Here is a 24793-nt window from a genome sequence, read left to right on the forward strand (position 1 = left end):
ATTCAAGGAGAATCGCCATGGCTGACAACGACGCCCCCTTCTTCATCGAGGATACCGACGAGACGGAGATCTCCTCCGACACCGCCGGCCTCGGCAACCTCCTCGTCACCACGCATATCCCGCTGCGCGCCGACGGATCGCTGGAGACTGGCGATATCAGGACGCAGAGCATCGCGACGCTGGAGAGCCTGAAGGCGTCGCTGGAAAAGGCCGGAAGCAGCCTTGCCGACGTGATCCATCTGACAATCTACCTCACCGACATCAACGAGCGCCCGGCCTTCAACGAGGTCTATTGCGCCTATTTCAAGAAGCCCTATCCGGTGCGTTGCGCCGTCGGGGTCGCCGCGCTCGCTGATCCCGATATGCGCGTCGAGGTGACGGCGATGGCGGCGCGGCGCGGGCGCGCCTGAGCCCATGCCGGACGCATCGCCTGGTTTTGCGGTGCGTCTGGCTCTGCTCTCGCCGGTCGGCGCGTGCATCCACGGGCGATGCGCAATTGAAATTCATATTTTCTATAAAAATAGTGAAATAAGAAATGGCGTGCCTGCTATCCCGGGCTTCCGCTTGTTATCCCTATCACCATCAAGGGTCTCAAGCGGAGCGGGAACGATGAACGCCCATGTCGAAAACACACGTTTCAACCTTCACGGCACGTCGCTGATCGAGCAGCCGGCCGACGCCGACACGCTGAAGGCGGCGCTGCGCACGCTCGGCGGCGGCGTCAGCATCATCACGGCCGGCGAGGGCGAAACCCGCACCGGCGCGACCGTCACGTCGGCGACGGCGCTCTCGGTCGAGCCGGCGCGCATGCTGGTCTCCCTCAATCGCACCTCGTCCACCTGGCCCGTCGTCGAACGCTACGGCCATCTCGGCATCAACATCGTCGGCAGCGCCCATGAGGCCCTTGCCAACCAGTTTGCCGGCCGCGGTGGTCTTCGTGGCGCCGATCGCTACCACGGCGCGGACTGGACCACCGCCGTCAGCGGCGCGCCGCTCCTGGTCGATGCCGTCGCGGCAATCGACTGCGTTGTCGAGGAAGCCATCGAACGGCACAGCCACGTCATCATCATCGGCAAGGTTCTGGCGATCCGCCTCGGCGCCGGCCATTCGCTGCTCTATCAGGACGGCCGCTATCATGCCCTGTCCTGACGCCTGCTGAGCGGCGCCCGCCGCACCGACATCCACATCCGAGCACTGCCGTACCCCGCCGCGGGCGGGATCGGACCCCTGTGGCCGACGCGGCCCTCTCCAGATGCGATGAAAGGAAACATGATGACACGCAAGATCAGGCTTGGCGCATTCCTTCCCGGCGGCGGCCAGCACGTCGCCTCCTGGCGGCACCCGGACCAGCCGGCGGACGGCGCCACCAGCTTCGAGTTCCACAAGCAACTCGCCCAGACTGCGGAGCGCGGCCTGTTCGACGCTTATTTCCTGGCGGAAAACCTTGCCATCGGGTTCGGCGGGGCGCGGGAAGGGGGCAATGCCCGCGTCGCTGGCTTCGAGCCGGTGACGCTGTTTTCGGCGCTTGCGCCCTTCACGAAAAATCTCGGTTTCATCGCCACCGCCTCGACGACCTACGAGGAGCCCTACAACACGGCCCGCAAATTCGCCTCGCTCGACCTCATTTCCGGCGGGCGTGCCGGCTGGAACGTCGTCACCACGACGGGTGATCCGACCGCGCAGAACTTCAACCGCGAGACCCAGTTGCCCCATGCCGCGCGCTATCGCCGCGCTGCCGAGCATGTCGATGTGGTCAAGAAGCTCTGGGACAGTTTCGAGGATGACGCCTTCCTGCGCGACAAGGAGAGTGGCGTCTTCTACGATCCGGAGAAGCTGCACGAGAGCGACCATCGCGGCGAACATTTTCAGGTGCGCGGGCCGCTCAACGTCGCCCGTTCGCCGCAGGGCCATCCTGTCATCGTGCAGGCCGGCCAGTCGGATGACGGCCGCGGGCTTGCCGCCGCGACGGCGGAAGTGATCTTCACCGCCCACCAGCATATCGGGACGGCACAGGAATTCTACCGCGACATCAAGGCGCGCGCCCGCGGCCTTGGCCGCAATCCGGACCATATCCTCATCATGCCTGGCGTCTCGCCCTTTGTCGGCCGAACGCTGGAGGAGGCGCGCGAAAAATACGACCGCCTGACCGCGCTGATCGTCGAAGCGGATGGCGTCGGCCTCCTCAACGGGCTCACCGGCGGCACGCTCGATCTTCGTGGTTACGACCTCGATGGTCCGCTGCCGCCCGCACCGCCGACCGAGGGCATGAAGAGCCGTCAGGCGCTGATCCGCCAGATCGCCGACGAGAACAATTTCACCATCCGCCAGCTCTACCAGTGGATCGCTTCCGCCCGCGGCCATTACACCGTCGTCGGTACGCCAGAGACGATCGTCGATACGCTGCAGGAATGGTTCGAGAACGAGGCCGCCGACGGTTTCAACATCCTGCCGCCCTGGCTGCCGACGGCGCTCGACGACTTTGTCGATCTGGTCATCCCCGAACTCCAGCGCCGTGGCCTGTTCCGTACCGCCTACGAGGGCACGACGTTACGTGAAAACCTCGGTCTGCCGTTCCCCGTCAACCGCTGGGCCGGCGCACGCGCCGCCGTCCAGGCCGCCGAATAGGAGACGACGATGTCCTATGAAAACGTGAACTCCACCCTCGGTGCGGATTTTCGCCTTGCGAACCGGCCACCGGCGGCGCCCGGTCTTGCGACACGGTTGAATGCGCTCTTGCCGTCGTTCCTCGCCCGCTACGGACTGGTTCTGGCCTTCCTGGCGCTCTGGCAGATTTCGAGCACGCAGGGCTGGGTCAATCCCTCCGTCTTCCCGCCGCTCCACATCATCGTCTCGGCTCTCTGGGACAGCCTTGCCAGCGGCGCGCTTCTCGATGACATCGCCATCAGCCTCCAGCGCTCCGGTATCGCCTTTGTCGCCGCCGTCGCGATCGGCATCCCGCTCGGCCTTGTCATGGGGCAGGCGAAGATCGTCGAGCAGGCGCTCGATCCGCTGCTGCAGTTCTTCCGCCAGACCTCGGCGCTGGCGCTCTATCCCGTCTTCATCCTGCTGCTCGGGCTCGGTGAAACGTCAAAAGTCTTCGTCATTTTCTGGGCGACGCTCTTCCCGATCCTGCTTGCCACGATCGGCGGCGTGAAGGAGGTCGACAGCAAGTTGATCGAGATGGCGCGGACCTATGGCGCAGGGCGTTTGACGATCTTCCGCCGCGTCATCCTGCCGGCCTCGGTTCCTGCGATCTTTGTCGGCCTGCGCCTCTCCGCCACCACGGCGCTACTGCTCCTCATCGCCGCCGAGATGATCGGCGCCAACAAGGGCATCGGCTTCCAGGTGATGAACGCCCAGTACAATTTCCAGGTCCCGCTGATGTTCGCCGCCATCCTGCTTCTGGCGCTGCTCGGCCTCCTCGCCAATGCGGTGCTGGTCCTCCTCCAGAAGAAACTCTGCCGCTGGTCGCAGCCGAACGCCTGAACCTTCCGCATTTCTCTTTGTCAAAGGACACCGCCATGACCTTCCACTCGCGAAAACTTCTCCTCTCCACCACCCTCTTCCTGGGCCTTGCCGGCGCGGCCTTCGCCGAGGATGTGAACCTGCGGTACCTCGCCAGCCAGGGCGGTCTTTCCGCCCATGAGCTTGCCGCCGAACTCGGCTATTTCAAGGGAACCGGCATCACGATCGAAAATGTCGGTTATGCCGCCGGCGGCCCGGCCTCGCTGATCGCGCTCGCCTCCGGTGATGTGGAGCTCGGCAGTGCGGCCACCTCCGCCGTTCTGAACTCGATCATCGGCGGCAACGATTTCGTCGCCGCCTATCCCTCGAACGGCATCAATGCCGAAGTCCAGTCGATCTTCTACGTGCTGGAAGACAGCCCGATCAAGGATATCAAGGACATTGCCGGCAAGAGCATCGCCGTCAACACGCTGGGCGCCCATCTCGACTATACGATCCGCGAGGCGCTGCATTCGGTCGGCCTGCCGACGGATGCAGCCAACCAGGTCGTCGTGCCTGGCCCGCAGCTCGAGCAGGTGCTGCGCTCCGGCCAGGTGGACATCTCGGCGTTCGGATACTGGCAGACGACCTTCGAGGGTGCGGCCAGCAAGAATGGCGGCCTGCGTGCGATCTTCGACGATACGGACGTGCTCGGCGAGATCGCCGGCGGCTTCGTGGTGCTGCGCCGTGATTTCGTCAAGACGCATCCCGAGGTGGCAAAAATCTTCGTCGAACAGTCGGCCCGTGCGCTCGATTATGCCCGCGAGCACCCCGAGGAGACCCGCAAGATCCTCGCAAAGGCCTTGCAGGAACGCGGCGAGAACCCTGATATCGCGCAATATTTCCGCGGCTATGGCGTTCGTGCCGGCGGCCTTCCGGTCGAGCGGGACGTGCAGTTCTGGATCGACGTTCTGGTCCGCGAAGGCAAGCTGAAGGAAGGCCAGCTCGCGGCCAAGGACGTGCTCTATTCGCCCGACGCGGCAACGAACTGAGGTCTCCCATGAGCCTTGCCCCTGCAACGATCCGCGGAGAGGTGACGATCCGTCACCTCTCGAAATCCTACACGCTCGATGGCCGGCCGCTGCCGGTCCTCGATAACATCAACCTGAAGATACACTCCGGGGAGAGCCTTGCCATCGTCGGTGCCAGCGGCTCCGGCAAGACGACGCTGCTGCGTATCCTTGCCGGGTTGGAGGATGCCGATGGCGGCGAGGTGCTGATCGACGGCAAGGCCGTTTCGGGCGTCGGCGCGGAACGCGCCGTGATCTTTCAGGAGCCGCGCCTGCTGCCCTGGCTGACCGTGCTCGAAAACGTCGCCTTCGGTCTCGATACGCGTGGGGCCTCCCGCGAGGAAGCGAAGGCCCGTGCGCGGCGCTATGTCCAGCTCGTCGGCCTGCAATCCTTCGAGAACGCCTATCCGCGCCAGCTTTCCGGCGGCATGGCGCAACGCGTCGGCATCGCCCGGGCGCTTGCCGTGCAGCCGGAGATCCTGTTGCTGGACGAACCGCTCGGCGCGCTCGACGCCATGACGAAGATCGGCATGCAGCAGGAGCTGACGCGCATCTGGCGCGATGAGGACGTCACGACCATCCTTGTGACACACGACCTGGAGGAGGCCATCTACCTTGCCGACCGCATCCTCATCCTGCCGCGCGAGAAGAACGCCGCGCCGCGGCTGATCGAGATCGACCTGCCGCGTCCCCGCGACCGCAGCGCGCCGGAATTCGTCCGTCACCGCGAGGAGCTGCTGACCCTCTTCGGCCTGCACTGAGCGCCATCGCGCACGATTGCCTTTGACCCCGCCTGCTCCGGCCGATAGACGAACGTCATCCGGCCGGGCAGGCGGGCTTTTGCGTCAGGCCGCCGGGTTGGACAGGACCGTTCGAGACCGGAGGATGCCATGACCGATCTTTTCGACGCTGCGCCGCGCTCCGGCGTCATGCCGCTTGCCGCGGAACTGCGCCCGGCGACGCTGGACGACGTGATCGGCCAGGAGAAGATCATCGGCGAGGGCACCATGCTGCGCCGGCGCATCGCCGCCGGAAGGCTCGGCAGCATCGTGCTCTACGGTCCGCCCGGCCTCGGCAAGACGTCGATCGCCCGTGCCATCGGCAACATGCTCGGCAAGAGTTTCCGCCCGCTGCACGCCGCGCACAACAACGTGGCCGACATCCGCAAGATCGCCGACGAGGCGCGCATGCGGCCGACCCTGCTCTTTGCGGACGAGGTGCATCGTTTCAGCGCGACGCAGCAGGACCATCTCCTCGCGCTCTGCGAAGAGGGCGTCGCCGACTTCATCGGCGCAACGACCGGCAATCCCTACCACACGCTGACGCCTGCACTCATCTCCCGTTCGACCATCTTGAAACTGGAGCCGCTGACGCTCGAGGAGATGGAAGAGGTGGTGCGGCGGGGTCTTCGCCATCTTGCGGCGCGCGGCATCGAGGTGCGCCTGGAGCCCGCCCAGCTGCGCCGCATCGCCGGCCGGTCCGGCGGCGATGCGCGGCGGGCGCTGACGGTGCTCGAAAGCCTTGCCGTCGGGCACGCTCCGGGAATACCTGTCGTCATCACCGAGGCGATGGTCGAGGAGGCCTATGCCGCCGCGCCGGTCAACCACGACCGGTCGGGCGATGCGCACTACGACGTCGTCTCGGCCTTCGTGAAGTCGATGCGCGGTTCCGATCCCGATGCGACGCTCTACTGGCTTGCCCGGCTGATCCACGGCGGCGAGGATCCGCGCTACATTGCGCGCCGCATCATGATCCACGCCTCCGAGGATGTCGGCCTTGCCGACAATACGGCGCTGCAGACGGCGGTGGCGGCGTTGCATGCGGTGGAGAAGATCGGTTATCCCGAGGCGCAGATTATCCTCTCCCATGCCGCTCTCCACGTCGCCCGCGCGCCGAAATCGAATTCCGCCTGCCGCGGCATCTCGCTGGCACTTGCCCATGTGGCAAAGGAAGCGCCGTCGTCGGTGCCGCTTCACCTGCGTGACGCCCACTACAAGGGTGCGGCGGCGCTCGGCCATGTCGGTTATGCCTTTCCGCATGATGACGGACGGGGCTGGAGCGAGCAGGTTTACGCGCCGGAGGTGCCGCGCGGCGCCTTCTACCAGAGCGACGCCCGCGAGGCAGGAACCTTCGAACGGCGCGCCGACGAGCACTGGGACCAGATCACCGGCCGGCCGACACCACGCCGCTTCGGCGAGAAGCGCTGACGGCTACGGGGCGGTGAGGCCGGCCCGGACCCGGTTGACGACCGTCCAGGCGAGCAGCACGCAGGCCATCGGCTGGATATGCCATGTCCAGGCGGGCAACGTGCCGAAACCGGCGACGAGCGCGCCGAGCGCCCCGAAGAGGACGGCCCGGTCGCTCTTGCCCATCGGCCCCTCGTAGCTGCGTCCGTTGCCATGGGCGACGCCGAGCACGCCGGCGAACTCCGTCAGTGCGGCGAGAAAGACGATGGCGGTGAACCACGGCAGGGAAAAGGGCGCGACCAGCGCGAAGGGCACGTACAGCGCGGCATCGGAGACGACATCGGTGATCTCGTTGAGATAGCCGCCGAGCGGGCTCTTCTGGCCGTGTTCGCGCGCGAGCATGCCGTCGATGGCGTTGAGCCCCATGCGCAACAGCATCCAGACCGGAACGAGCGCGAAAAGGGCGGGTGCCGGATTGACGAGAAGCAGCGCGCCGATCCCCACCGAGACGATCGCGGTGATCAGTGTTACCTGATTTGCCGTGACGCCCATGGCCGCCAGCCGTCCCACCAGGGGGCGAAGCAGGTTCTGGAAGGACGATTTCAGTTTATAGATCGACATGTCAGCTCGAATCCGCTCGATTGCGTGCCACAAAAGAGGATGCAAATCGTATGAAATCAACTGCAAACATGCGTCCTCATCCGTATAGGTGCTGAGGTTTCTACAGGAGAGATGACAGCATGATCGAATCCGCCTTTGCGAGCCATGACGGCGTGGAGCTTTTCTACCGTGCCTGGCCCGCCCGTTCCGGCACGGCGAAAGGCGCGATCGTGCTTTTGCACCGCGGCCATGAGCACAGCGGCCGGGTGGCGCATATCGCCGAGGAGCTCGGGCTCGACGACTTCGCCTTCTACGCGTGGGATGCGCGTGGCCATGGCCGGTCCCCCGGCGAGCGCGGCCATTCGCCGTCCTTCGCCCATTCGGTGCGCGATCTCGACTGCTTCGTCCGCCACATCCGCGAGACCGGCGGCTTTGCCATGGACCAGATTGCCGTCGTCGCCCAGAGCGTCGGTGCGGTGCTCGCTTCCACCTGGGTGCATGACTATGCGCCGGATATCCGCGCGCTGGTGCTGGCGTCGCCCGCCTTCGACGTGAAACTCTACGTGCCCTTCGCCAGGGAGGGCATCGCGCTCTGGCAGAAGCTCAAGGGCACGTTCTTCGTCAACTCCTACGTCAAGGCCCGCTTCCTGACGCACGATCCTGCGCGCATTGCTTCCTTCGAGGCCGATCCGCTGATCACCCGTCCCATCGCCTCCAACATCCTCCTGGAGCTCTACGAGGCGGCGGACCGGGTGGTCGGCGATGCGCGTGCCATCACGGTGCCGACGCAGCTTCTCGTTTCCGGCAGCGATTTCGTCGTGCGCCATGCGCCGCAGCACCGCTTCTTCGAAAATCTCGGCAGCACGATCAAGAAGCGCCATGTGCTGCCCGGCTTCTACCACGACACGCTCGGCGAGCGGGACCGGGCCAAGGCGCTTGAAAAGGTGCGGATCTTCCTCCTCCAGCGTTTCGCCGAACCGCCCGTGGTGGCCGACCTGCGGCGTGCGCATCTTTCCGGCTACACCCGCGACGAGGCCGACCGGCTGGCGACACCCTTGTCGCTGCTCTCCCCGCGCGGGCTCTACTGGGCACTGACGCGGGGCTCGATCCGCCTCGGGAGCCTTTTTTCCAAGGGCATAGAGACGGGCGTGCGCACCGGCTTCGATTCCGGTTCCACGCTCGACTATGTCTATGAGGACGAGGCCCGCGGTCTCGGCCCCGGCGGGCGGCTGATCGACCGGCAATTCCTCGATGCGATCGGCTGGCGCGGCATCCGCCAGCGCAAGGTCCATCTGGAAGAGCTGATCGGCAAGGCGCTGGCACGCCTGAAGGCCGAGGGGCGGCCGCTGCGTGTGCTCGACATCGCCGCCGGCCACGGGCGCTACGTGCTCGACGCGGTTGCGGGATCCGAAGCCAAGCCGGAGAGCATCCGCCTGCAGGACTATTCGCCGATCAACGTGGACAAGGGCGCGGCGCTGATCGCCGAGCGCGACCTGAGGGAGGTGGCGGAATTCCACCGGGCCGATGCCTTCGACACCGAAGGGCTTGCCGCGATCACCCCGCAGCCGACGCTCGCGATCGTCTCCGGCCTCTACGAGCTCTTCCCGGACAATGCCCTGATCGAGGCCTCGCTGGCCGGGCTCGCCCGGGCGATGGAGCCGGGGGCGCTGCTCCTCTATACCGGCCAGCCCTGGCATCCGCAGCTCGAGATGATCGCCCGGGCGCTGACCTCGCATCGCGGCGGCGAGGCGTGGATCATGCGGCGGCGCACCCAGCAGGAAATGGACCAGCTGGTGGCCGCGGCGGGTTTCCGCAAGGTCGAGCAACGCATCGACAAGTGGGGCATCTTCACCGTCTCGCTGGCCGAGCGTATCTGAGGCGATCATGGGGGAGGGCGTCGCATCTGTCGTTGCCGTCGATCGCCGCGCGGTTTTTCGCGCTGCGGCGCTGTGGCTCGCCTTCCTGGCACCGTTCTTCTACCTGACCTACGGTTTCTCCAACTGGCTGGCCGCGCAGCAGGCGGATGTGCCAAATCTCGCTTTCGGCTGGGAGCGGCACATCCCCTTCCTCGCCTGGACGATCCTGCCCTATTGGTCGATCAACGCCTTTTATGCGCTCTCGCTCTTCGTCAACGAGACGCCGGCGGAGGTCGGCCGGCTGGCGCGGCGTTATCTTACGGCGCAGGTCGTCGCCGTCCTCTGCTTCATCGCCTTTCCGCTACAGGCGATCTTCGTGCGGCCGGAGACGCAGGGGCTGCCGGGTTTCCTGTTCGACGTGCTCGGCGGCTTCGACAAGCCGTTCAACCAGGCGCCCTCGCTGCATATCGCCCTGCTGGTGATCATCTGGGAACATTGGCGCCTGCGGTTGCGCGGGGCGATGCTGGCACTCTGGCACGTCTGGAGCTTCCTGATCGGCATCTCCGTTCTCACGACCTGGCAACATCACAGCATCGATATCCCGACGGGTGCGCTGCTCGGCCTCTTTGCCCTCTGGCTGTTCCCGGCCGGCCGGCCGTCGCCGCTGGCAGGGTTCCGCCTGACGCTCGATACGAAGGCGCGGCGACTCGCCGTCTGTTATGCCGCCGGCGCGCTCGTTTTCCTGTTCCTCGCCGTGTGGACGACGTTCGATTCAGGGGCGGGCCTGCTGCTGCTCTGGCCGGCACTTGCGCTCGCCCTCGTCGCGCTCGCCTATGCCGGTGCGGGGCCGGATGTGTTCCAGAAGCGGGCCGATGGCCACATCAGCCTGGCGAGCCGCTGGCTGCTGATGCCCTACAGGCTGGGCGTGCGGGCGAATGTCTGGTGGTGGACGCGGCGCCTGCCCGATGCCGTCGAGATCGCCGACGGCGTTTTCCTCGGCCGGGTGCCGTCGCAACGCTCACTTTCCACTTATGCCGCCGTTGTGGATATGACGGCGGAAAGGCCGGGCCTTGTCGTTCCCGGCCTTTCCTGGCGTGCTTTCCCGACGCTCGACCTGCTGCCCGTCTCCGCCGCCCGGATCCGCGAGGCGGCGCTCGCCGTCGAGGAGGCGGGGCGGCATGGGCCGGTCCTTGTCTGCTGCGCGCTCGGCTTCCAGCGCAGCGCGCTCGTCGCTGCCTGTATCCTGATGCGGACCGGCTTTGCCACCACGGCAGCGGCGGCGGTCGCCCAGATCCGGGCGAAGGGCCGGCCGGTGCATCTTGCGCTGGAAACCTATGCCGCGATCGAGGAGGCGGCGCGATGACGGACTGGCAGACGGTTGTTGCAGATGCCGTCCGGCGCCTTCGGCGCAACGGCCTTGCCGGCGGGGCAACGGCTTTGCTGATCCTCGCCGTGGCGCCGCCGACGGCCGGCGCCCACGGTTTTACCGGGCCGCTCGCCTGGGGGCTGCTGCTCGCCTTCTGCCTCGTGCCGCTGGCACTTTCGGTGCATCTTCTGTTCGACGCCGCGCTCTTCCGGCTCGCCGCCTCCCATGACGGGGAAACGGCAGGGCTTGCTGCCATCGACGACGTGCTGGCGCGCATGGGGCTTCGCGCCAGGGGGAGCGTTTCGGCAACGCTGCCGGAGCGTCTGCAGGGATGCCGACGGCTCCTCTGGCTGCAGCGGATCGCATTGCTGATCGCCATCACACTCTACTTCGTCCTGCTCCTCGACGGGATGGAGGGAGGCGGGGCATGAGCGTGAGCGGCGTATCGCTTTTGCAGAGCGTGTCCGGGGCGGCGCTTGCGGGGCTTTCGCGGGCGGTCACCGGCGTGCGGCCGATCTGGGCGGGCTCGGCGCCCTATGGCCGGCAGCGCATCTATTTCGCCAACCATGCAAGCCACGGCGATTTCATCCTGATCTCCACCTGCCTGCCCTTTGCCGAACGACGCCGAACCGCCGCGGTTGCGGGGGCGGACTACTGGAATGCCGGCCCGGTCCGCCGCTTCATTTCGGGCAAGATGCTGCGCACGGTGCTCGTGGAGCGCAACTGGGTGGAACGCACCGCCGACCCGATGCAGGTGATGCTCGCCGCCCTGGACAAGGGGCAATCCCTGATCTTCTTCCCCGAGGGCACGCGCAACATGACGGAGGAGCCGCTGCTGCGCTTCCGCTCGGGCCTCTACAATCTTGCGGCGCTTCGCCCGGATATCGAACTGGTACCCTGCTGGATCGAGAACATGTCGCGTGTCCTGCCGAAGGGCGCGCTCCTGCCGGTTCCGCTGCTCTGCCGCGTCGTCTTCGGCGCCCCGCTGGTGCTTCAGGCGGGGGAGGAGCGGAAAGTTTTCCTTGATCGCGCCCGCGAAGCGCTTCTCGCCCTTGCGCCCCGAAAGGATGGAACCCGTTGATGAGCGACGACACGCGTCTTTTCCTCGGCCTCGTCTCCGTGCTCGTCATTGCGAGCCTCGTTGCGGGCGTGCTCTCCTGGCGCAGTGAAAAGCCGCTGCCGGCGACGCTCGAAAACCTCAATGCACGCATCAAGGCCTGGTGGATCATGGTCGCGGGTATCAGCGTCGCCTTCCTGTTCGGCACGGGCGGCGTGATCCTGCTCTTCGCCTTCGTTTCCTTCGCGGCGCTGCGCGAATACGTCACGCTTACCAACACCCGCCATGCCGATCGGTGGACGCTGCTCGGCATGTTCCTGATCATCGTGCCGGTGCAGTATTACCTGATCTGGATCGACTGGTACGGGCTCTATTCGATCTTCGTCCCCGTCTACTGCTTCCTCGCCATGCCGGCGCTGACGGCCCTGCGTGGTGATACGTCCCGCTTCCTCGAACGGGTCAGCGAACAGCAATGGGGCATCATGCTCTCGGTCTACTGCATCAGCCATGTGCCGGCGCTGGTGACGCTGCCCATTCCCGGCAACGAGGGCCGGGGCCTGCTGCTCATCGCCTTCCTCATCGCTACCGTGCAGGGCAGCGACGTGCTGCAGTACATTTTTGGGAAGCTTTTCGGTCGGCACAAGGTCGCGCCGAGCATCTCGCCGTCAAAGACCTGGGAGGGGCTGATCGGCGGCATTGGCAGCGCCTCGCTGCTCGGGGCCGGGCTCTACTGGCTGACGCCGTTCTCGCCGCTCGAAGCGGGGGCGCTCGCCGCGCTCGCCTGCATCATGGGCTTCTTCGGCGGCCTCGTCGCTTCCGCCATCAAGCGCGACCGCGGGGTGAAGGACTGGGGCCACATGATCGAGGGCCATGGCGGCATGCTCGACCGCGCCGACAGCCTCGTCTTCGCCGCGCCGGTCTTCTTCCACATTGTCCGGTACGCGTGGACCTGAAACGATCCCGGCAAAAGGGCGCGGCGGTTACCGCCGTTTTGCCATAGGGGTCAGCGGGCCGAGGCTGTCGAGATAGGCCGAGGCGCCGCCGTTCTCATAGGTGCCGAAGGCGACATTGCGGTCGCGGTAGGATTTCAGCACCTGGCCGAGCCCGTTGGCGCCTTCGGCGCGCACCTGGCGCACCAGGCCGAGATCGACATTGATCGGAAAGATCTCCGCGACCTGCCCGCACTGGTGCACGACATTGCCTGTCGGGTCGGCGACCAGCGAACGGCCGACGCCGCCGGCATCGAGCCCGTTCACGTCGATCACGTAGCAGGAGAACATCACTGCCGTGGCCTGCACGATGGCCAGCTCCGCCTTGCGGTCGGTCGTGCCCGTGAGGACAGGATGGAGGAGCACTTCCACGCCTGCCGAGGTCAGCGTGCGCGTCGTTTCCGGGAACCAGATATCGTAGCAGATGGACAGGCCGAAGCGGCCGACATCGGGCACGTCGAAGATCAGGAAGTCGGTGCCGCCCGTGACCCCAGCCTCGAAAGGCATGAAGGGGAACATCTTGTCGTAGCGCCCGACGATCTCCCCATCCGGGTTGATCACGATGGAATGGTTGTAGGTCCGGCCTTCGCGGTGCGCGAAGTAGCTGCCCGGTATGATCCAGACACGGTGCTTGGCGGCAAGCGCCTGGAAGGCGGCTTCGTCGACGGCAGGATCCTCCGCCGCGCAGGCATGCAGCGGCCCGTGCATGGCGAGTTCCGAAAAGACGATCATGTCGGTGCCCGGATAGAGCGCCATGGTCTTTTCCACCTGGATCGTCATGGCCGGAATGTTGCGGCCGCCGATCGGCACCGGCATCTGGATGCCGGATATCAGGAAACGGGAATTGTCCCGCCGGCCGCCGGACGGCAGCATTGCATTGGCTTCGAGGGAAGAGGCTGACATGGGGGACGATCTCGCTTGAACTACTTGCCCGTGCGCGCGGCCGGCCGCGTCGTCACGCCGCGCGGCGAGGGCGACACCAGGTCGTCGAAGGCCACGCCGCGGTAGGGCTTGCTGGATTTCAGCACGATATAGCTGGAAAGATTGCCGATCTTGGGGCCGAGCCGCAAAAGCTCGTCCGACAGCATCTGGTAGGAGGCGATGTCGGGGCAGACGAAGCGCACGAGATAATCGATCGGGCCGCTGACCTTGGTGCATTCCACCACGTAGCGCATGTCCTCGACCATCTGTTCGAAGATCTGGAAATCCTCGAGCCCGTGGCTGTTCAGGGTGACCGCGGCGATGACGTCCACATGCCGGCACACTTTTGCTAGGTCGATGCTGGCATGGTAGCTGTTGATGACGCCGGCCTTCTCCAGCCGCTTTACCCGCTGCAGGCAGGGGCTTGGCGATAGCCCCACCTCATCGGCCAGTTCCTGGTTGGTCATGCGTGCATTGGCCTGCAGACAGGCCAGAATCCGCAAGTCGATCTGATCGAGCCGGATCGACCCGTCTTCGTCCTTCATTCATTCGCCCCCTGCTGCACGGACCGGGCCATGCTGTCTCATGATGAGCGTGGCCTGGCGGCCCTGGCCATATGGATACTTTTGGCCCGACCCTGTCAAGCTGGCCCCCGTGCGCGCATTTCCCGGCCGGCAAACCTTGCTCCGGCCACGCGATAAAAACTGTCGCCAGGGATGGGCCAGGCAGCAGCAAGTGTCGCAAGAGGATCGAAATACGGCAGCACCTTTGCCGCATCCGCCGCTACAGTTCTGGCATGTGAGGAGACATCGGAGGGGAGGACGATGGCATCATCTATCTTTGAGCAGATCACGCGCAAGAAGCCGGTCGATCGGCTTGTAGCGGATACGTCGGGCGGGGGCGACGGGCATGGCCATCTCGGCCGCTCGATCACGCTGTTCCAGTTGATCATGTTCGGCGTCGGCGCGACGATCGGCACGGGTATCTTCTTCGTGCTGAGCGAGCAGGTGCCGGTGGCAGGCCCCGCCGTCGTCATTGCTTTCGTCATCGCGGCGGTCGCGGCCGGGCTTTCGGCGCTCTGCTATGCGGAGATGAGTTCGATGATCCCGGTCTCGGGCTCGTCCTACTCCTACGCCTATGCGACGCTCGGCGAGGGCATCGCCTTCTTCGTCGCCGCCTGTCTTGTGCTGGAGTACGGCATTTCCGCTGCCGCGGTGGCGGTGGGCTGGGCCGAATATGTCGAAAAGCTGCTCGCCAACGTCACTGGCATCGTGCTGCCGGGCTGGATGATCAAGGGGCCGATCACCGTCGTCGACGGCGACCATCCCTTTGCCATGGCCTTCTTTGCCGAAGGCTTCGGCCTCATCAACCTGCCGGCCGTCATCCTCGTCATGCTGTGCTGCATCCTGCTTTTGCGCGGCGCCAAGGAATCGGCCCGCGCCAACGCCATCATGGTGCTGGTCAAGCTTGCCGTGCTCACGCTCTTCATTGTGATCGCCGGCAGCGCCTTCAACAGCGCGAACTTCACGCCCTTCTTCAACGACAGCGGTTTCAACGGGGTGCAGGCGGCGGCGGCGTCGATCTTCTTCACCTTCGTCGGCCTCGACGCCGTCTCGACGGCGGGCGAGGAGGTGGTCAATCCGCGGCGCAACCTGCCGATCGCCATCATCTCGGCGCTCGTCATCGTCACCGCCTTCTATGTGCTCGTCGCCTTCGCCGCGCTCGGCGTGCAGCCGGCAAGCGCCTTCGAGGGACAGGAAGCGGGCCTTGCCACGATCCTGCAGAACATCACCGGCTCCACCTGGCCGGCGAATCTTCTGGCCGCCGGCGCCGTCATCTCGATCTTCTCGGTGACGCTGATCGTGCTCTACGGCCAGTCGCGCATTCTCTTTGCGGTCTCGCGCGACGGCCTTCTGCCCTCGATCTTCCACCGGGTCGATCCGCGCAGCATGACGCCGGTCGCCTGCACGATCATCGTCGCCGTCTTCGTCTCGCTGATCGCCGCCTTCGTGCCGTCTGGCCTGCTCTGGGACCTGACGAGCATGGGCACGCTCACCGCCTTCACGGTGGTGTCGGCCGGCGTGCTGATCCTGCGTTACACGCAACCGGACATGCCGCGTGGCTACCGAGTGCCCTTCGGGCCGGTCCTGCCGGTCCTGTCCATCGCCGCCTGCCTCTATCTCATCTTCAAGCTGAGCTGGATGGTCTATGCCATCACCGGCGTCTGGGTGGGGATCGCCGCCCTTGTCTATTTCGGCTACTCCGCCCGCAATTCGCGGCTCGAAAAGCCTGAAGGTCTCGGCGAGGCGGCGGAATGAAGATCCTCGTCGGACTTTCCGCCGACCAGGGCGGGCAGGAGGCGCTCGCGCTCGGCGCGGTGCTGGCCCGCTCCTGCAACGCCTCGCTCGTCGCCTGCACGGTGACGCCCGATACCTGGGGGCATCCCTCGCCGGCGCGCGTCGACGGCGAATATGGCAGCTTCCTTGCCCGGCACACCGCCACGCTGCAAGCCGAAGCGAAGGCATCGCTTCCTGCCGATGTCACGGCGGAGTTCCTTGCCGTTTCCGCCTCCTCGGCCCGCGAGGGCCTGATCCGGGCCGCCTCGGAAACCGGTGCGGACTGCCTCGTGCTCGGCTCGGCGCGCGAGGCTCCGCTGGGCCGTTTCGGCGAAGGGGGCGTTACGACGGAACTGCTGCGTTCGGCGCATCTGCCGATCATGGTGGCGCCGCACGGCTATTCGGCCGGGCCCGAGACCCGCATCCGTCGCCTCAGCGCCGCCTATTCGGGTTCGTCCTCCGCGCCCGACATCGTCGCCCGCAGTGCGGCGCTCGCCCACGACTATTCGGTGCCGCTGCGTCTCGTCACCTTCGTGGTGCGCGACAAGCAGATGTATCCGACGGGTGCCGGCTACGATGCGGAACAGTTCGTTTCCAACGTGCTGCGCGAGCAGGCGCGCGATGCGCAGACGGCCTTGCTTGCCGGGCAGGCGGGGCTCTCCGCGGAGATCGCGGATGGGGCGAGCTGGAAGGCGGCGTTCGAGTCGCTCGACTGGCAGGATGGCGAAGTTCTCGTGCTCGGCTCCAGTAAGCTCGGGCCGCTGCTGCGCGTCTTCCTCGGCTCGAATGCCCGAAAGATCGTGCACAATGCACCGGTGCCCTGCCTTATCCTGCCGCGCGGCGAAGAATAATTGAAAAGAGGTATTTTAGCCGCTCGGACAAGTCTCGTAGAGTGCCATGCAGGGTGGGGCAAAAGACCCGTACACACGCCCCGCCGGAGGAAGAAAAATGACGACAAGAACCTTCAACCAGCCGCTCGGCGGCAACGAAATGCCGCGCTTCGGCGGCCCCGCCACCATGATGCGCCTGCCGACGCAGCCGACCGCCGAGGGGCTTGATGCCTGCTTCGTCGGCATCCCCATGGATATCGGCACCTCCAACCGTCCGGGCACGCGCTTCGGGCCGCGGCAGATTCGCACCGAGAGCTGCATGATCCGCCCCTACAACATGGCCTCGCGTGCCGCCCCCTTCGAAAGCCTGCAGGTGGCCGATATCGGCGACGTGGCCATCGACACCTTCAACCTGCCGAAATGCGTCGACATCATCACCGATGCCTATCGCGGCATCATCAAGGACGGCTGCATCCCGCTGACGCTCGGCGGCGATCACACGCTTTCCTATCCGATCCTGCGGGCGATGGCGGAAAAATACGGCCCCGTCGGCCTCATCCATGTCGATGCCCATTCGGATATCAACGAGCACATGTTCGGCGAACCTATCGCCCATGGCACCCCGTTCCGTCGCGCCGTCGAAGCCGGCGTGCTCGACACCAAGCGCTGCATCCAGATCGGCGTGCGTGGCACCGGCTATGCGGCCGACGACTTCGACTGGTCCCGCGAACAGGGTTTCCGCGTGGTGCAGGTGGAGGAGTGCTGGCACAAGTCGCTGACGCCGCTGATGGAGGAAGTCCGCGCACAGATGGGCGACCGGCCGGTCTACCTCTCCTTCGACATCGACAGCCTCGACCCGTCGATCGCGCCCGGCACCGGTACGCCTGAAATCGCCGGCCTCAACACCATCCAGGCGCTCGAAATCATCCGCGGCTGCTGGGGGCTCAACCTTGTCGGCTGCGACCTTGTCGAGGTCTCTCCGCCCTATGACCCCTCCGGCAATACGGCGATCACGGCGGCGAACCTTCTCTTCGAAATGCTTTGCGTCCTTCCGGGCGTGCAGAGGCGATAAAAATGGCAGACACCCGATTGACCACTGGCGAATACCTCGTCCGTCTCCTGGAATCCTACGGCGTTGAATTGATCTTCGGCATTCCGGGGGTTCACACGGTCGAACTCTATCGCGGCCTGCCCGCGACCAACATCCGCCATATCACGCCCCGCCACGAGCAGGGCGCAGGCTTCATGGCCGACGGCTATGCCCGCGTGACCGGCAAGCCGGGTGTCTGCTTCATCGTCACCGGCCCCGGCATGACCAACATCGCCACCGCCATGGGCCAGGCTTACGCCGACTCCGTGCCGATGCTGGTCATCTCGGCGGTCAATTCCCGTGGCGAACTCGCCATGGGCCAGGGCCGCCTGCACGAGCTGCCCTCTCAGCGCAACCTCGTTTCCGGCGTTGCCGCCTTCAGCCACACGCTGCTCGACCCCGCGCAGCTTCCCGAGGTGATGGCGCGTGCTTTCACCGTCTTCAACTCCGCGCGCCCGCGCCCGGTCCATATCGAAATCCCGCTCGACGTCATCGTCGCGGAGGCGCGGCACCTTTCGGCAGACGCATGGCCGCTGCCCGGCCGCGCCGCCGCTGATCCCGCGGCCATTGAAAAGGCCGCCGCGATCCTCAAGGCCGCAAAGCGCCCGATGATCGTTGCCGGCGGCGGGGCTGCCGATGCGGCGGCCGAGATTGCCGCTATTGCCGAAAAGCTCGATGCGCCGGTCTTCATGACCATCAACGGCCGCGGCATCCTGAAGCCGGGTGACCCGCGCACCATGACCGGCAATCTCAGCATGCCGCCGCTGCTGGAAGAGCTGGCCGCCAGCGACGCGGTCCTCGCCATCGGCACGGAATTCGGCGAGACGGAAATGTATCCCGAGCCGAAACCGCTGACCTTCGGCGGCCCGCTGATCCGCATCGATATCGACCCGGCGCAGATCGTCACCGGCCTGCGCGCGGACGTGCCGATCGCCGCCGATGCGAAACTCGCCGCCGCGAGCCTCAACGCCGCCCTCGGCGATGCGCGGCCGGCCGGCGAAAGCGCGGCGCGCGCCAAGGCCGTGCGCGACAAGGTCGCGGCCTTCCTGTGGCCCGCCTGCCGCACCCATGGCAAGCTGATGGAGGTCATCACCCGGGCATTGCCCGACGCCACCGTCGCGGGCGACCAGACCGAGCCGGTCTATGCCGTCAACCAGTTCTACCAGGCGCCGCAGCCGCGCTCGTTCTTCAATTCCTCCACCGGCTACGGCACGCTCGGCTACGGCCTGCCCGCCGCCTTCGGCGCAAAACTCGGCGCGCCGAACCGGCCCTCCGTCTGCCTGATCGGCGACGGCGGCCTGCAATTCTCCGTGCAGGAGCTGGCGAGCGCCGTGGAGGCGGGCATCGCGACCGCCGTGGTCATCTGGAACAACACCAGCTACGGCGAGATCAAGGCCTTCATGGCCGAACGCGACATCCCGCAGATCGGCGTCGACATTTTCACGCCCGATTTCGTGGGCCTCGCCAGGGCCCTCGGCTGCGAAGCCTCGCGCCCGGCCTCGCTCGCGGAGCTGGAAAGCGAGCTTGTCGCCTCGGCAAAGCGCAAGGTGCCGACCGTGATCGAAATCCAGGCGGGCTCCCCGCTTGCCGCAGCCCTGACGGCGTGAGGTGACGACGATGCGGCACCAGCTCTTCATCGACGGTCGCTGGCAGGATCCCGTCGAGCCAGGCCGCATTCCCGTCTTCGATCCCTACCGCGGCACCGTCTATCATGAGGTCTCCGCCGGTGGTCCGGCGGATGTGGACAAGGCTGTTGCCGCCGCGAAGGCCGCGTTCCCCGCCTGGCGCGATGCCGGCGGGCGGGGACGTGCCCGTTATCTCGCGGCCATCGCCGCACGGTTGACCGAGCGCGCCGAAGAGCTGACGCGCCTTTCCTCCCGCAACAACGGCAAGCCGCTTGGCGAGGCGCGCATCGACATGGCCGATGCGGCCGCCTCCTTCGCCTATTATGCCGAGCAGGCCATCGCCTTGCAGGAGAGGCAGGACGCGGATGTCGCGCTGCCCGACGACGGTTTTCACGCCCGGCTGCGGCAGGAGCCGGCGGGTGTGGCAAGCCTCATCGTGCCGTGGAATTTTCCCCTCGTGACGACCTCCTGGAAGGTCGCGCCGGCGCTTGCCGCAGGCTGCACGGTGGTGCTGAAACCCTCGGAGATCACGCCTGTCGTGGAGCTGGAACTCGGCGCGATTGCCGAGGACGTGGGCCTGCCGCCCGGCGTGCTCAACATCATCACCGGCACCGGCGAGCGCGTCGGCGCGCCGATGACGACGCATCCGGATGTCGCCAAAATATCCTTCACCGGTTCGAACGCCGTCGGCGCCCGCGTCATGGCGGCCGGCGCGCCGGGCGTCAAATCGGTCAGCCTGGAGCTCGGCGGCAAATCGCCCATCGTGGTCTTCGCCAATGCGGATTTCGACGAGGCGGTGGACTGCGTGCTCGGCGGCATCTTTTTCAATGCCGGGCAGGTGTGCTCGGCGACATCGCGCCTTCTGGTGGAAAGATCGATTGCGCCGAAGCTAATAGACGCCATAATCGCCGGAAGCTGGGCGCTGAACCCCGGAGATCCGCTGGACGAGGGGACGACGATCGGTCCGATCACCATGAAGGCGCAGCACGACAAGGTGCTTTCCTACATCGAACGCGGCAAGGCCGAGGGCCTGACATTGCTTGCGGGCGGCGGAAAGCCGGCCGCGGCCGGTGACGGCTGGTTCGTCGAGCCGACGATTTTCGGCGACGTGCCGACGACCAGCGCGCTCTGGCGCGAGGAGATATTCGGGCCGGTGCTCTGCATCCGCACTTTCGAGAGCGAAGAGGAGGCGATCGCACTCGCCAACGACTGCGACTTCGGCCTCGTCGCCACCGTTGTCAGCGGCGACGACGTGCAGGCGAACCGCGTGGCAAACGCCATCGAGGCCGGTCACGTCTGGATCAACAGCCCGCAGGCGATTTTCGTGCAAACGTCCTGGGGCGGTTTCAAGGCGAGCGGCATCGGCCGCGAGCTCGGGCCCTGGGGCATGTCGTCCTACCTTGAAGTCAAACACGTCACGTCACGCTTGAAACGTTAACCGCAACGACGGACCGGGGGGCATGTCGAAAAAGAAGAAAGATCGGAAGAAAGACGAGAAGAAACAAAAGAAGCGCGACAAGCGCCAAAAACGTTCCAGGAAACATGAGGGGTACATCATGGAAACCATTCGCAACGTTGCCGACCTGCGCGTCGTCATGCATCGCAATGAACGTCCGATCTATTTCATCTCGGCGACGAACTTCAACCTGATCGGCATCGACGAATGGGTGCGGAACTTCAAGTTCGTCAGCTATATCGACTGCTTCGACGGCCGCCATCCGAACGTCTTCGTCCCCTCCGAAATCCCACATGCCGAATTCGAGAGCATCGAGGACATCAACAACTACCTGCTGCAGCACAAGGAAGTCATCGACTACATCACGAAACGCGGTGGCCGTGCCGTCGCCACCTTCCTGATGTTCGACGAGACGACGGAAGAAATCTGCAAGGAACTCGGCATCGAGATCTGGTTCCCCAGGGCAAAACTGCGCCAGCGCTGCGACAACAAGATGGAGACCGTGCGCATCGGCAACAAGGCCGACGTGCCCTCCGTGCCGAACACGCTCGCCCCCGCGCGCACCTATGAGGAGCTGCTGGAGTCAGCGAAGAAAGCCGGCATCGGCAAAGACCTCGTCGTGCAGACCGCTTTCGGTGACAGCGGCCACACCACCTTCTTCATCGCGAGCGAGGAGGACTACAACCGTCACGCCGCGGAGATCTCGGCGGAAGACGAAGTCAAGATCATGAAGCGCATCAAGTGCCGCGGCGCGACCATGGAGGCCTGCACGACGGCATCCGGCACGCTCGTCGGCCCGCTCCTGACGGAAGTCGTCGGCCAGCCGGCGCTGACGCCCTACAAGGGCGGCTGGTGCGGCAACGAGATCTTTCCGGGCGCGTTTTCGGAAAAAATCCGGGCCAAGGCGCGCGACATGGCCTACCGCTTCGGCAACCAGCTTCGCGAGGAAGGCTATCGCGGCTATTTCGACCTCGATTTCCTCATCGACGTCGAGGACAACGAGGTCTATCTCGGCGAACTCAACCCGCGCATCTGCGGCGCCAGCTCCATGACCAACCACGCCGCCTTCGCCTATGCCGATGCGCCGCTCTTCCTGTTCCACCTGATGGAGTTTTCGGGCATCGACTACAAGATCGACGTCGAGGAGCTGAACGACCGGTGGGCGCGGAAAGAGTTCATCGATTCCTGGGCACAGGTGGTGATCAAATCCACCGAAGACCTTGTCGACATCGTCACCCATGCGCCGTCGTCGGGCATCTACCGCATGGCGCCGGACGGCAGCGTGTCCTATGATCGCTTCGACTATCACCGCCAGGCGATCGAGAGCGACGAGGAGGCGTTCTTCCTGCGCATCACCGGTCCCGGCGACTACCGCTACGAGGGCGCCGACCTCGGCATCCTCATCACGCGCGGGCGGGTGATGAACGACGAGTTCGAGCTGAACGAACGCGCCAGCAACTGGATCAAGGGCATCAAGCGCCTTTATGCCAGCAAGCCGCTCACCGAGATCCAGCGGGACGAAGCGCCGGAAGCCGGCTCGTTCAAGATCCTGTAGGGTGCCATGGACCTCCAGTTTGAAGCCATCGACGAAGACAGGCCCGGCCCGAAATGGCGCCGGGTGTTCGATCGTCATTGGCACGCCTACAGCCGCTGGTTCGTGCGCGACGGGGTTCGTTCGCGCCCGACCTACTTCATGAGCCTCAAGGCGCTGCGCAGCCACATGCCGGAGCTGCTGCCGACCTACGAGGCGATCGTTGAGGCGGCCGGCGGCGGCGACCTTGAGGCGCGGTTCCTCTCCATGTGGTGCCCGCCCTTCTATGTCGGCGGCTGTTCGCAGGCGATCGTCACCGGTCAGGAACCGGCGCTGATCCGCAACTACGACTACAGCCCGCGCCTGCTCGAAGGCACCTGGCTCGCCTCCCGCTACAACAAGCGGGTGGTGGCGGTGGTCGATTGCCTGTGGGGCGTGCTCGACGGCATCAACGAGGATGGGTTGGCGGTCTCGCTCTCCTTCGGCGGGCGCACCGCCGCGGGGCAGGGTTTCGGCATCCCGGTCGTGCTGCGCTACGTCCTGGAATTCGCCAGCACCACGGCGGAAGCGGTGGCGATGCTCCAGCGCATTCCCGTGCACATGTCCTATTCGATCGCCGTCATCGACCGGCAGGACAACCACGCGACGGTCTATGTCAATCCGGATCGCCCGGCCGAAGTGGTGGAGCGGCGCGTCAGCACCAATCACCAGCACGGCGTCGAATGGGCCCGCCATGCCGAGACCACCAAATCGGTGGAGCGCGAGGCGGCGCTGGAAAAGTCGCTGGCGGGATCGGCGGATGTCGAAAAGGTGCTGTCCGGCTTCCTGCGCCCGCCGGTCTACCAGACGTCCTACGGGCGCGGCTACGGCACGCTCTACACGGCCGTCTACCGGCCGCTCGATGCTTCGGTGGAGCTGGTCTGGCCCGGCGCGGTCTGGCGGCAATCCTGCGCCGAATTCCACGACGAGGTGCGCATCATCCGTTTCAACGACGGGGATTCCGGCGGCTTCGCGCCAACCTTCAAGCAGGGCGCGGTCAGCAGTTAGGAGCAATTTCAGCAAAAGTGTGAGCGGTTTTGCGTCCGGAATTGCGTGGAAACAAGAACAAAAGGCCGGACCCGTTTCGCAAGACGAGGAAAAGCGGAACGTTCTCGGGTTGAGGGGAGCATCATGAAAGTAGTCGTTCTGGGGGCCGGCGTCGTCGGCACGGCGGCGGCATGGTATCTGTCGAAGGACGGCCATGACGTGACCGTGCTGGAGCGCCACGAGGACGTGGCGCGCGGCACCAGCCAGAGCAATGCCGGCCTCGTTTCGCCGGGCGATTCCACCGCCTGGGCCTCGCCCGCCGCGCTCACCACCTTCATCAAATCGCTGTTCCGCTCCGATCTCGGCATCAAGGTGCGCTTCAGCCTCGATCCGCAGTTCATCTCCTGGTGCCTGCGCTTCCTCATGCAGTGCACGCAATCGCGCGCCCATGCCAATACCGAAGTCAAGCTGCGGCTGGCCTTCTATGCCCGCGAGTGCATCAACGCGCTGCAGCAGGAAACCGGTATCTCCTACGACGACCGGCGCAAGGGCATCCTCTATTTCTACCGCTCGCAGCAGAGCATGGATGCCGGCGCAAAACACATGCAATACATCGCCGACCGCGGCCTTGCGATCGAAGTGGTCGATCGCGAGCGGCTGGTGGCGCTGGAGCCCGGCCTTGCCGCCGTCAAACACCAGCTTGCCGGCGGCGTCTATTCGTCGATGGACCAGACGGGCGACTCCTCGCTCTTCACCTGCAGCCTTGCCGAGCAGGCGCGGGTGCGCCATGGCGTCGACTTTCGCTTCAACACGGTTGTCACCGGACTGGATGTGCAGGGCAACAGGGTCGGGGCCGTGCTGACCGACAAGGGGCCGGTCGCCTGCGACGCGGTCGTGTTGTCGCTTGGCCCCGAGAGTTCACTGCTCGCCCGCAAGATCGGGATCGACGTGCCCGTCTATCCCGTCAAAGGGTATACCGCGACGCTCCCGATCGATGCGGACAAGGGCCCGACCATGGGCGGCGTCGACGAGGACCGGCTGATCGCCTATTCGCGCCTCGGCAACCGTCTGCGTCTTGCCTCCACCGCCGAATTCGCCGGCTACGACCGCTCGTTCGAGCCCGCCGACTTCAAAACCATGTTCCGGACGGCGCACGACCTCTTCCCCGGCGCCATCGACGAGACGAAGGCCGTGCTCTGGTCGGGCCTCAGGCCCATGATGCCGGGCTCCGTGCCGGTGCATGGTCGGGCACGCTACGAAAACCTCTTCCTGAATACCGGCCACGGCCATGTCGGCTGGACCATGGCCTGCGGCTCGGGAAAGCTTGTCTCCGACCTCGTCTCCGGCCGCAGGCCCGACATCGACACGGCGGGGCTGCTCTATCGGAATTGAGCCTTTACCGGAAAGTGG

Annotated in this window: 23 protein-coding genes; 20 read left to right on the forward strand and 3 right to left on the reverse strand. The window is 65.6% G+C overall.

Annotated features, from left to right (window positions below):
- Nucleotides 1-17: 17 nt before the first annotated feature.
- From EXZ48_RS04470 to EXZ48_RS04500, 7 genes are all read left to right on the forward strand, one after another.
- Nucleotides 18-410, forward strand: coding sequence for a RidA family protein (locus EXZ48_RS04470; RefSeq protein WP_023513952.1), 393 nt, complete (start codon nucleotides 18-20; stop codon nucleotides 408-410).
- Nucleotides 411-609: 199 nt separating this feature from the next.
- Nucleotides 610-1149, forward strand: a complete 540-nt coding sequence (locus EXZ48_RS04475; protein ID WP_130514461.1) for a flavin reductase family protein — start codon at nucleotides 610-612, stop codon at nucleotides 1147-1149.
- Between the two features lie 123 nt (nucleotides 1150-1272).
- Nucleotides 1273-2625, forward strand: a complete 1353-nt coding sequence (locus EXZ48_RS04480; protein WP_130514618.1) for an LLM class flavin-dependent oxidoreductase — start codon at nucleotides 1273-1275, stop codon at nucleotides 2623-2625.
- A 9-nt stretch (nucleotides 2626-2634) separates the two neighbouring features.
- Nucleotides 2635-3486 (forward strand): ABC transporter permease, encoded by an 852-nt coding sequence (locus EXZ48_RS04485; RefSeq protein WP_050744863.1) that lies wholly within the window; start codon nucleotides 2635-2637, stop codon nucleotides 3484-3486.
- Between the two features lie 35 nt (nucleotides 3487-3521).
- Entirely contained in the window at nucleotides 3522-4496 is a 975-nt protein-coding gene (locus EXZ48_RS04490) for an ABC transporter substrate-binding protein (RefSeq protein ID WP_130514462.1), read from the forward strand.
- Between the two features lie 8 nt (nucleotides 4497-4504).
- Nucleotides 4505-5275 (forward strand): ABC transporter ATP-binding protein, encoded by a 771-nt coding sequence (locus EXZ48_RS04495; RefSeq protein ID WP_130514463.1) that lies wholly within the window; start codon nucleotides 4505-4507, stop codon nucleotides 5273-5275.
- 129 nt (nucleotides 5276-5404) lie between these two features.
- Nucleotides 5405-6721 (forward strand): replication-associated recombination protein A, encoded by a 1317-nt coding sequence (locus EXZ48_RS04500; protein WP_130514464.1) that lies wholly within the window; start codon nucleotides 5405-5407, stop codon nucleotides 6719-6721.
- 3 nt (nucleotides 6722-6724) lie between these two features.
- Here the strand turns inward: EXZ48_RS04500 and EXZ48_RS04505 are convergent, their stop codons facing one another.
- A complete protein-coding gene (locus EXZ48_RS04505) occupies nucleotides 6725-7321 on the reverse strand; it encodes a CDP-alcohol phosphatidyltransferase family protein (RefSeq protein WP_130514465.1) in 597 nt (198 codons plus the stop codon).
- A 119-nt stretch (nucleotides 7322-7440) separates the two neighbouring features.
- Between EXZ48_RS04505 and EXZ48_RS04510 the strand changes: the two genes are divergently transcribed.
- Genes EXZ48_RS04510 through EXZ48_RS04530 form a run of 5 tightly spaced genes read left to right on the forward strand, consistent with a single transcriptional unit; the run spans nucleotide 7441 to nucleotide 12532 of the window.
- Complete coding sequence (locus EXZ48_RS04510) at nucleotides 7441-9177, forward strand: bifunctional alpha/beta hydrolase/class I SAM-dependent methyltransferase (RefSeq protein WP_130514466.1); 1737 nt, start codon at nucleotides 7441-7443, stop codon at nucleotides 9175-9177.
- Nucleotides 9178-9184: 7 nt separating this feature from the next.
- A complete protein-coding gene (locus EXZ48_RS04515; RefSeq protein WP_130514467.1) occupies nucleotides 9185-10519 on the forward strand; it encodes a phosphatase PAP2/dual specificity phosphatase family protein in 1335 nt (444 codons plus the stop codon).
- On the forward strand, nucleotides 10516-10953 hold the full coding sequence (locus tag EXZ48_RS04520) for a hypothetical protein (RefSeq protein WP_130514468.1): 438 nt from the start codon (nucleotides 10516-10518) through the stop codon (nucleotides 10951-10953). The genes EXZ48_RS04515 and EXZ48_RS04520 overlap by 4 nt, the downstream gene beginning before the upstream one ends.
- Nucleotides 10950-11603: a lysophospholipid acyltransferase family protein gene (locus EXZ48_RS04525; protein ID WP_023515033.1), complete on the forward strand. Its 654-nt coding sequence runs from the start codon at nucleotides 10950-10952 to the stop codon at nucleotides 11601-11603. Before EXZ48_RS04520 ends, EXZ48_RS04525 begins: the two co-directional genes overlap by 4 nt.
- Nucleotides 11603-12532 carry a phosphatidate cytidylyltransferase gene (locus EXZ48_RS04530; RefSeq protein ID WP_130514469.1) on the forward strand — a complete coding sequence of 310 codons (930 nt, stop codon included), beginning with the start codon at nucleotides 11603-11605 and terminating at the stop codon, nucleotides 12530-12532. Before EXZ48_RS04525 ends, EXZ48_RS04530 begins: the two co-directional genes overlap by 1 nt.
- Before the next feature lie 27 nt (nucleotides 12533-12559).
- On the opposite strand, the gene EXZ48_RS04535 is transcribed toward EXZ48_RS04530, so the two are convergent.
- Both EXZ48_RS04535 and EXZ48_RS04540 read right to left on the reverse strand, forming a co-directional pair.
- Nucleotides 12560-13471 carry a carbon-nitrogen hydrolase family protein gene (locus EXZ48_RS04535; RefSeq protein WP_207900359.1) on the reverse strand — a complete coding sequence of 304 codons (912 nt, stop codon included), beginning with the start codon at nucleotides 13469-13471 and terminating at the stop codon, nucleotides 12560-12562.
- A gap of 20 nt (nucleotides 13472-13491) precedes the next feature.
- On the reverse strand, nucleotides 13492-14034 hold the full coding sequence (locus EXZ48_RS04540; RefSeq protein WP_023515030.1) for an Lrp/AsnC family transcriptional regulator: 543 nt from the start codon (nucleotides 14032-14034) through the stop codon (nucleotides 13492-13494).
- A gap of 279 nt (nucleotides 14035-14313) precedes the next feature.
- Here EXZ48_RS04540 and EXZ48_RS04545 point away from each other — a divergent pair, with 279 nt between their 5' ends.
- The 8 genes from EXZ48_RS04545 to EXZ48_RS04580 all read left to right on the forward strand — a co-directional run bounded on the left by EXZ48_RS04545 (nucleotide 14314) and on the right by EXZ48_RS04580 (nucleotide 24775).
- Entirely contained in the window at nucleotides 14314-15807 is a 1494-nt protein-coding gene (locus EXZ48_RS04545; protein ID WP_130514470.1) for an APC family permease, read from the forward strand.
- Nucleotides 15804-16676 (forward strand): universal stress protein, encoded by an 873-nt coding sequence (locus tag EXZ48_RS04550; RefSeq protein WP_023517218.1) that lies wholly within the window; start codon nucleotides 15804-15806, stop codon nucleotides 16674-16676. The genes EXZ48_RS04545 and EXZ48_RS04550 overlap by 4 nt, the downstream gene beginning before the upstream one ends.
- 97 nt (nucleotides 16677-16773) lie before the next feature.
- Nucleotides 16774-17727 carry an agmatinase gene (gene speB, locus EXZ48_RS04555; RefSeq protein WP_023517217.1) on the forward strand — a complete coding sequence of 318 codons (954 nt, stop codon included), beginning with the start codon at nucleotides 16774-16776 and terminating at the stop codon, nucleotides 17725-17727.
- Between the two features lie 2 nt (nucleotides 17728-17729).
- Nucleotides 17730-19352, forward strand: coding sequence for a 5-guanidino-2-oxopentanoate decarboxylase (locus tag EXZ48_RS04560; protein WP_130514471.1), 1623 nt, complete (start codon nucleotides 17730-17732; stop codon nucleotides 19350-19352).
- A 10-nt stretch (nucleotides 19353-19362) separates the two neighbouring features.
- Nucleotides 19363-20808 carry an aldehyde dehydrogenase family protein gene (locus EXZ48_RS04565; protein ID WP_130514472.1) on the forward strand — a complete coding sequence of 482 codons (1446 nt, stop codon included), beginning with the start codon at nucleotides 19363-19365 and terminating at the stop codon, nucleotides 20806-20808.
- Between the two features lie 118 nt (nucleotides 20809-20926).
- Complete coding sequence (locus tag EXZ48_RS04570) at nucleotides 20927-22381, forward strand: biotin carboxylase (RefSeq protein ID WP_050744987.1); 1455 nt, start codon at nucleotides 20927-20929, stop codon at nucleotides 22379-22381.
- A gap of 6 nt (nucleotides 22382-22387) precedes the next feature.
- Nucleotides 22388-23404 carry a C45 family autoproteolytic acyltransferase/hydolase gene (locus EXZ48_RS04575; RefSeq protein ID WP_130514473.1) on the forward strand — a complete coding sequence of 339 codons (1017 nt, stop codon included), beginning with the start codon at nucleotides 22388-22390 and terminating at the stop codon, nucleotides 23402-23404.
- A gap of 123 nt (nucleotides 23405-23527) precedes the next feature.
- Nucleotides 23528-24775 carry a D-amino acid dehydrogenase gene (locus EXZ48_RS04580; protein WP_130514474.1) on the forward strand — a complete coding sequence of 416 codons (1248 nt, stop codon included), beginning with the start codon at nucleotides 23528-23530 and terminating at the stop codon, nucleotides 24773-24775.
- The last annotated feature ends 18 nt before the right edge of the window (nucleotides 24776-24793 follow it).

It is taken from the genome of Shinella sp. JR1-6 (assembly GCF_004284735.1).
In the GTDB taxonomy this organism is placed as follows: Bacteria; Pseudomonadota; Alphaproteobacteria; order Rhizobiales; family Rhizobiaceae; genus Shinella.

Coding starts and splice junctions, on each gene's coding strand:
- EXZ48_RS04485 (WP_050744863.1), top strand. CDS start 2,635: ATGTCCTATGAAAACGTGAACTCCACCCTCGGTGCGGATTTTCGCCTT.
- EXZ48_RS04575 (WP_130514473.1), top strand. CDS start 22,388: ATGGACCTCCAGTTTGAAGCCATCGACGAAGACAGGCCCGGCCCGAAA.
- EXZ48_RS04520 (WP_130514468.1), top strand. CDS start 10,516: ATGACGGACTGGCAGACGGTTGTTGCAGATGCCGTCCGGCGCCTTCGG.
- EXZ48_RS04475 (WP_130514461.1), top strand. CDS start 610: ATGAACGCCCATGTCGAAAACACACGTTTCAACCTTCACGGCACGTCG.
- EXZ48_RS04525 (WP_023515033.1), top strand. CDS start 10,950: ATGAGCGTGAGCGGCGTATCGCTTTTGCAGAGCGTGTCCGGGGCGGCG.
- EXZ48_RS04530 (WP_130514469.1), top strand. CDS start 11,603: ATGAGCGACGACACGCGTCTTTTCCTCGGCCTCGTCTCCGTGCTCGTC.
- EXZ48_RS04490 (WP_130514462.1), top strand. CDS start 3,522: ATGACCTTCCACTCGCGAAAACTTCTCCTCTCCACCACCCTCTTCCTG.
- EXZ48_RS04480 (WP_130514618.1), top strand. CDS start 1,273: ATGACACGCAAGATCAGGCTTGGCGCATTCCTTCCCGGCGGCGGCCAG.
- EXZ48_RS04570 (WP_050744987.1), top strand. CDS start 20,927: ATGGAAACCATTCGCAACGTTGCCGACCTGCGCGTCGTCATGCATCGC.
- EXZ48_RS04565 (WP_130514472.1), top strand. CDS start 19,363: ATGCGGCACCAGCTCTTCATCGACGGTCGCTGGCAGGATCCCGTCGAG.
- EXZ48_RS04510 (WP_130514466.1), top strand. CDS start 7,441: ATGATCGAATCCGCCTTTGCGAGCCATGACGGCGTGGAGCTTTTCTAC.
- EXZ48_RS04495 (WP_130514463.1), top strand. CDS start 4,505: ATGAGCCTTGCCCCTGCAACGATCCGCGGAGAGGTGACGATCCGTCAC.
- EXZ48_RS04560 (WP_130514471.1), top strand. CDS start 17,730: ATGGCAGACACCCGATTGACCACTGGCGAATACCTCGTCCGTCTCCTG.
- EXZ48_RS04470 (WP_023513952.1), top strand. CDS start 18: ATGGCTGACAACGACGCCCCCTTCTTCATCGAGGATACCGACGAGACG.
- EXZ48_RS04580 (WP_130514474.1), top strand. CDS start 23,528: ATGAAAGTAGTCGTTCTGGGGGCCGGCGTCGTCGGCACGGCGGCGGCA.
- EXZ48_RS04540 (WP_023515030.1), bottom strand. CDS start 14,034: ATGAAGGACGAAGACGGGTCGATCCGGCTCGATCAGATCGACTTGCGG.
- EXZ48_RS04505 (WP_130514465.1), bottom strand. CDS start 7,321: ATGTCGATCTATAAACTGAAATCGTCCTTCCAGAACCTGCTTCGCCCC.
- EXZ48_RS04545 (WP_130514470.1), top strand. CDS start 14,314: ATGGCATCATCTATCTTTGAGCAGATCACGCGCAAGAAGCCGGTCGAT.
- EXZ48_RS04550 (WP_023517218.1), top strand. CDS start 15,804: ATGAAGATCCTCGTCGGACTTTCCGCCGACCAGGGCGGGCAGGAGGCG.
- EXZ48_RS04515 (WP_130514467.1), top strand. CDS start 9,185: ATGGGGGAGGGCGTCGCATCTGTCGTTGCCGTCGATCGCCGCGCGGTT.
- EXZ48_RS04500 (WP_130514464.1), top strand. CDS start 5,405: ATGACCGATCTTTTCGACGCTGCGCCGCGCTCCGGCGTCATGCCGCTT.
- speB (WP_023517217.1), top strand. CDS start 16,774: ATGACGACAAGAACCTTCAACCAGCCGCTCGGCGGCAACGAAATGCCG.
- EXZ48_RS04535 (WP_207900359.1), bottom strand. CDS start 13,471: ATGTCAGCCTCTTCCCTCGAAGCCAATGCAATGCTGCCGTCCGGCGGC.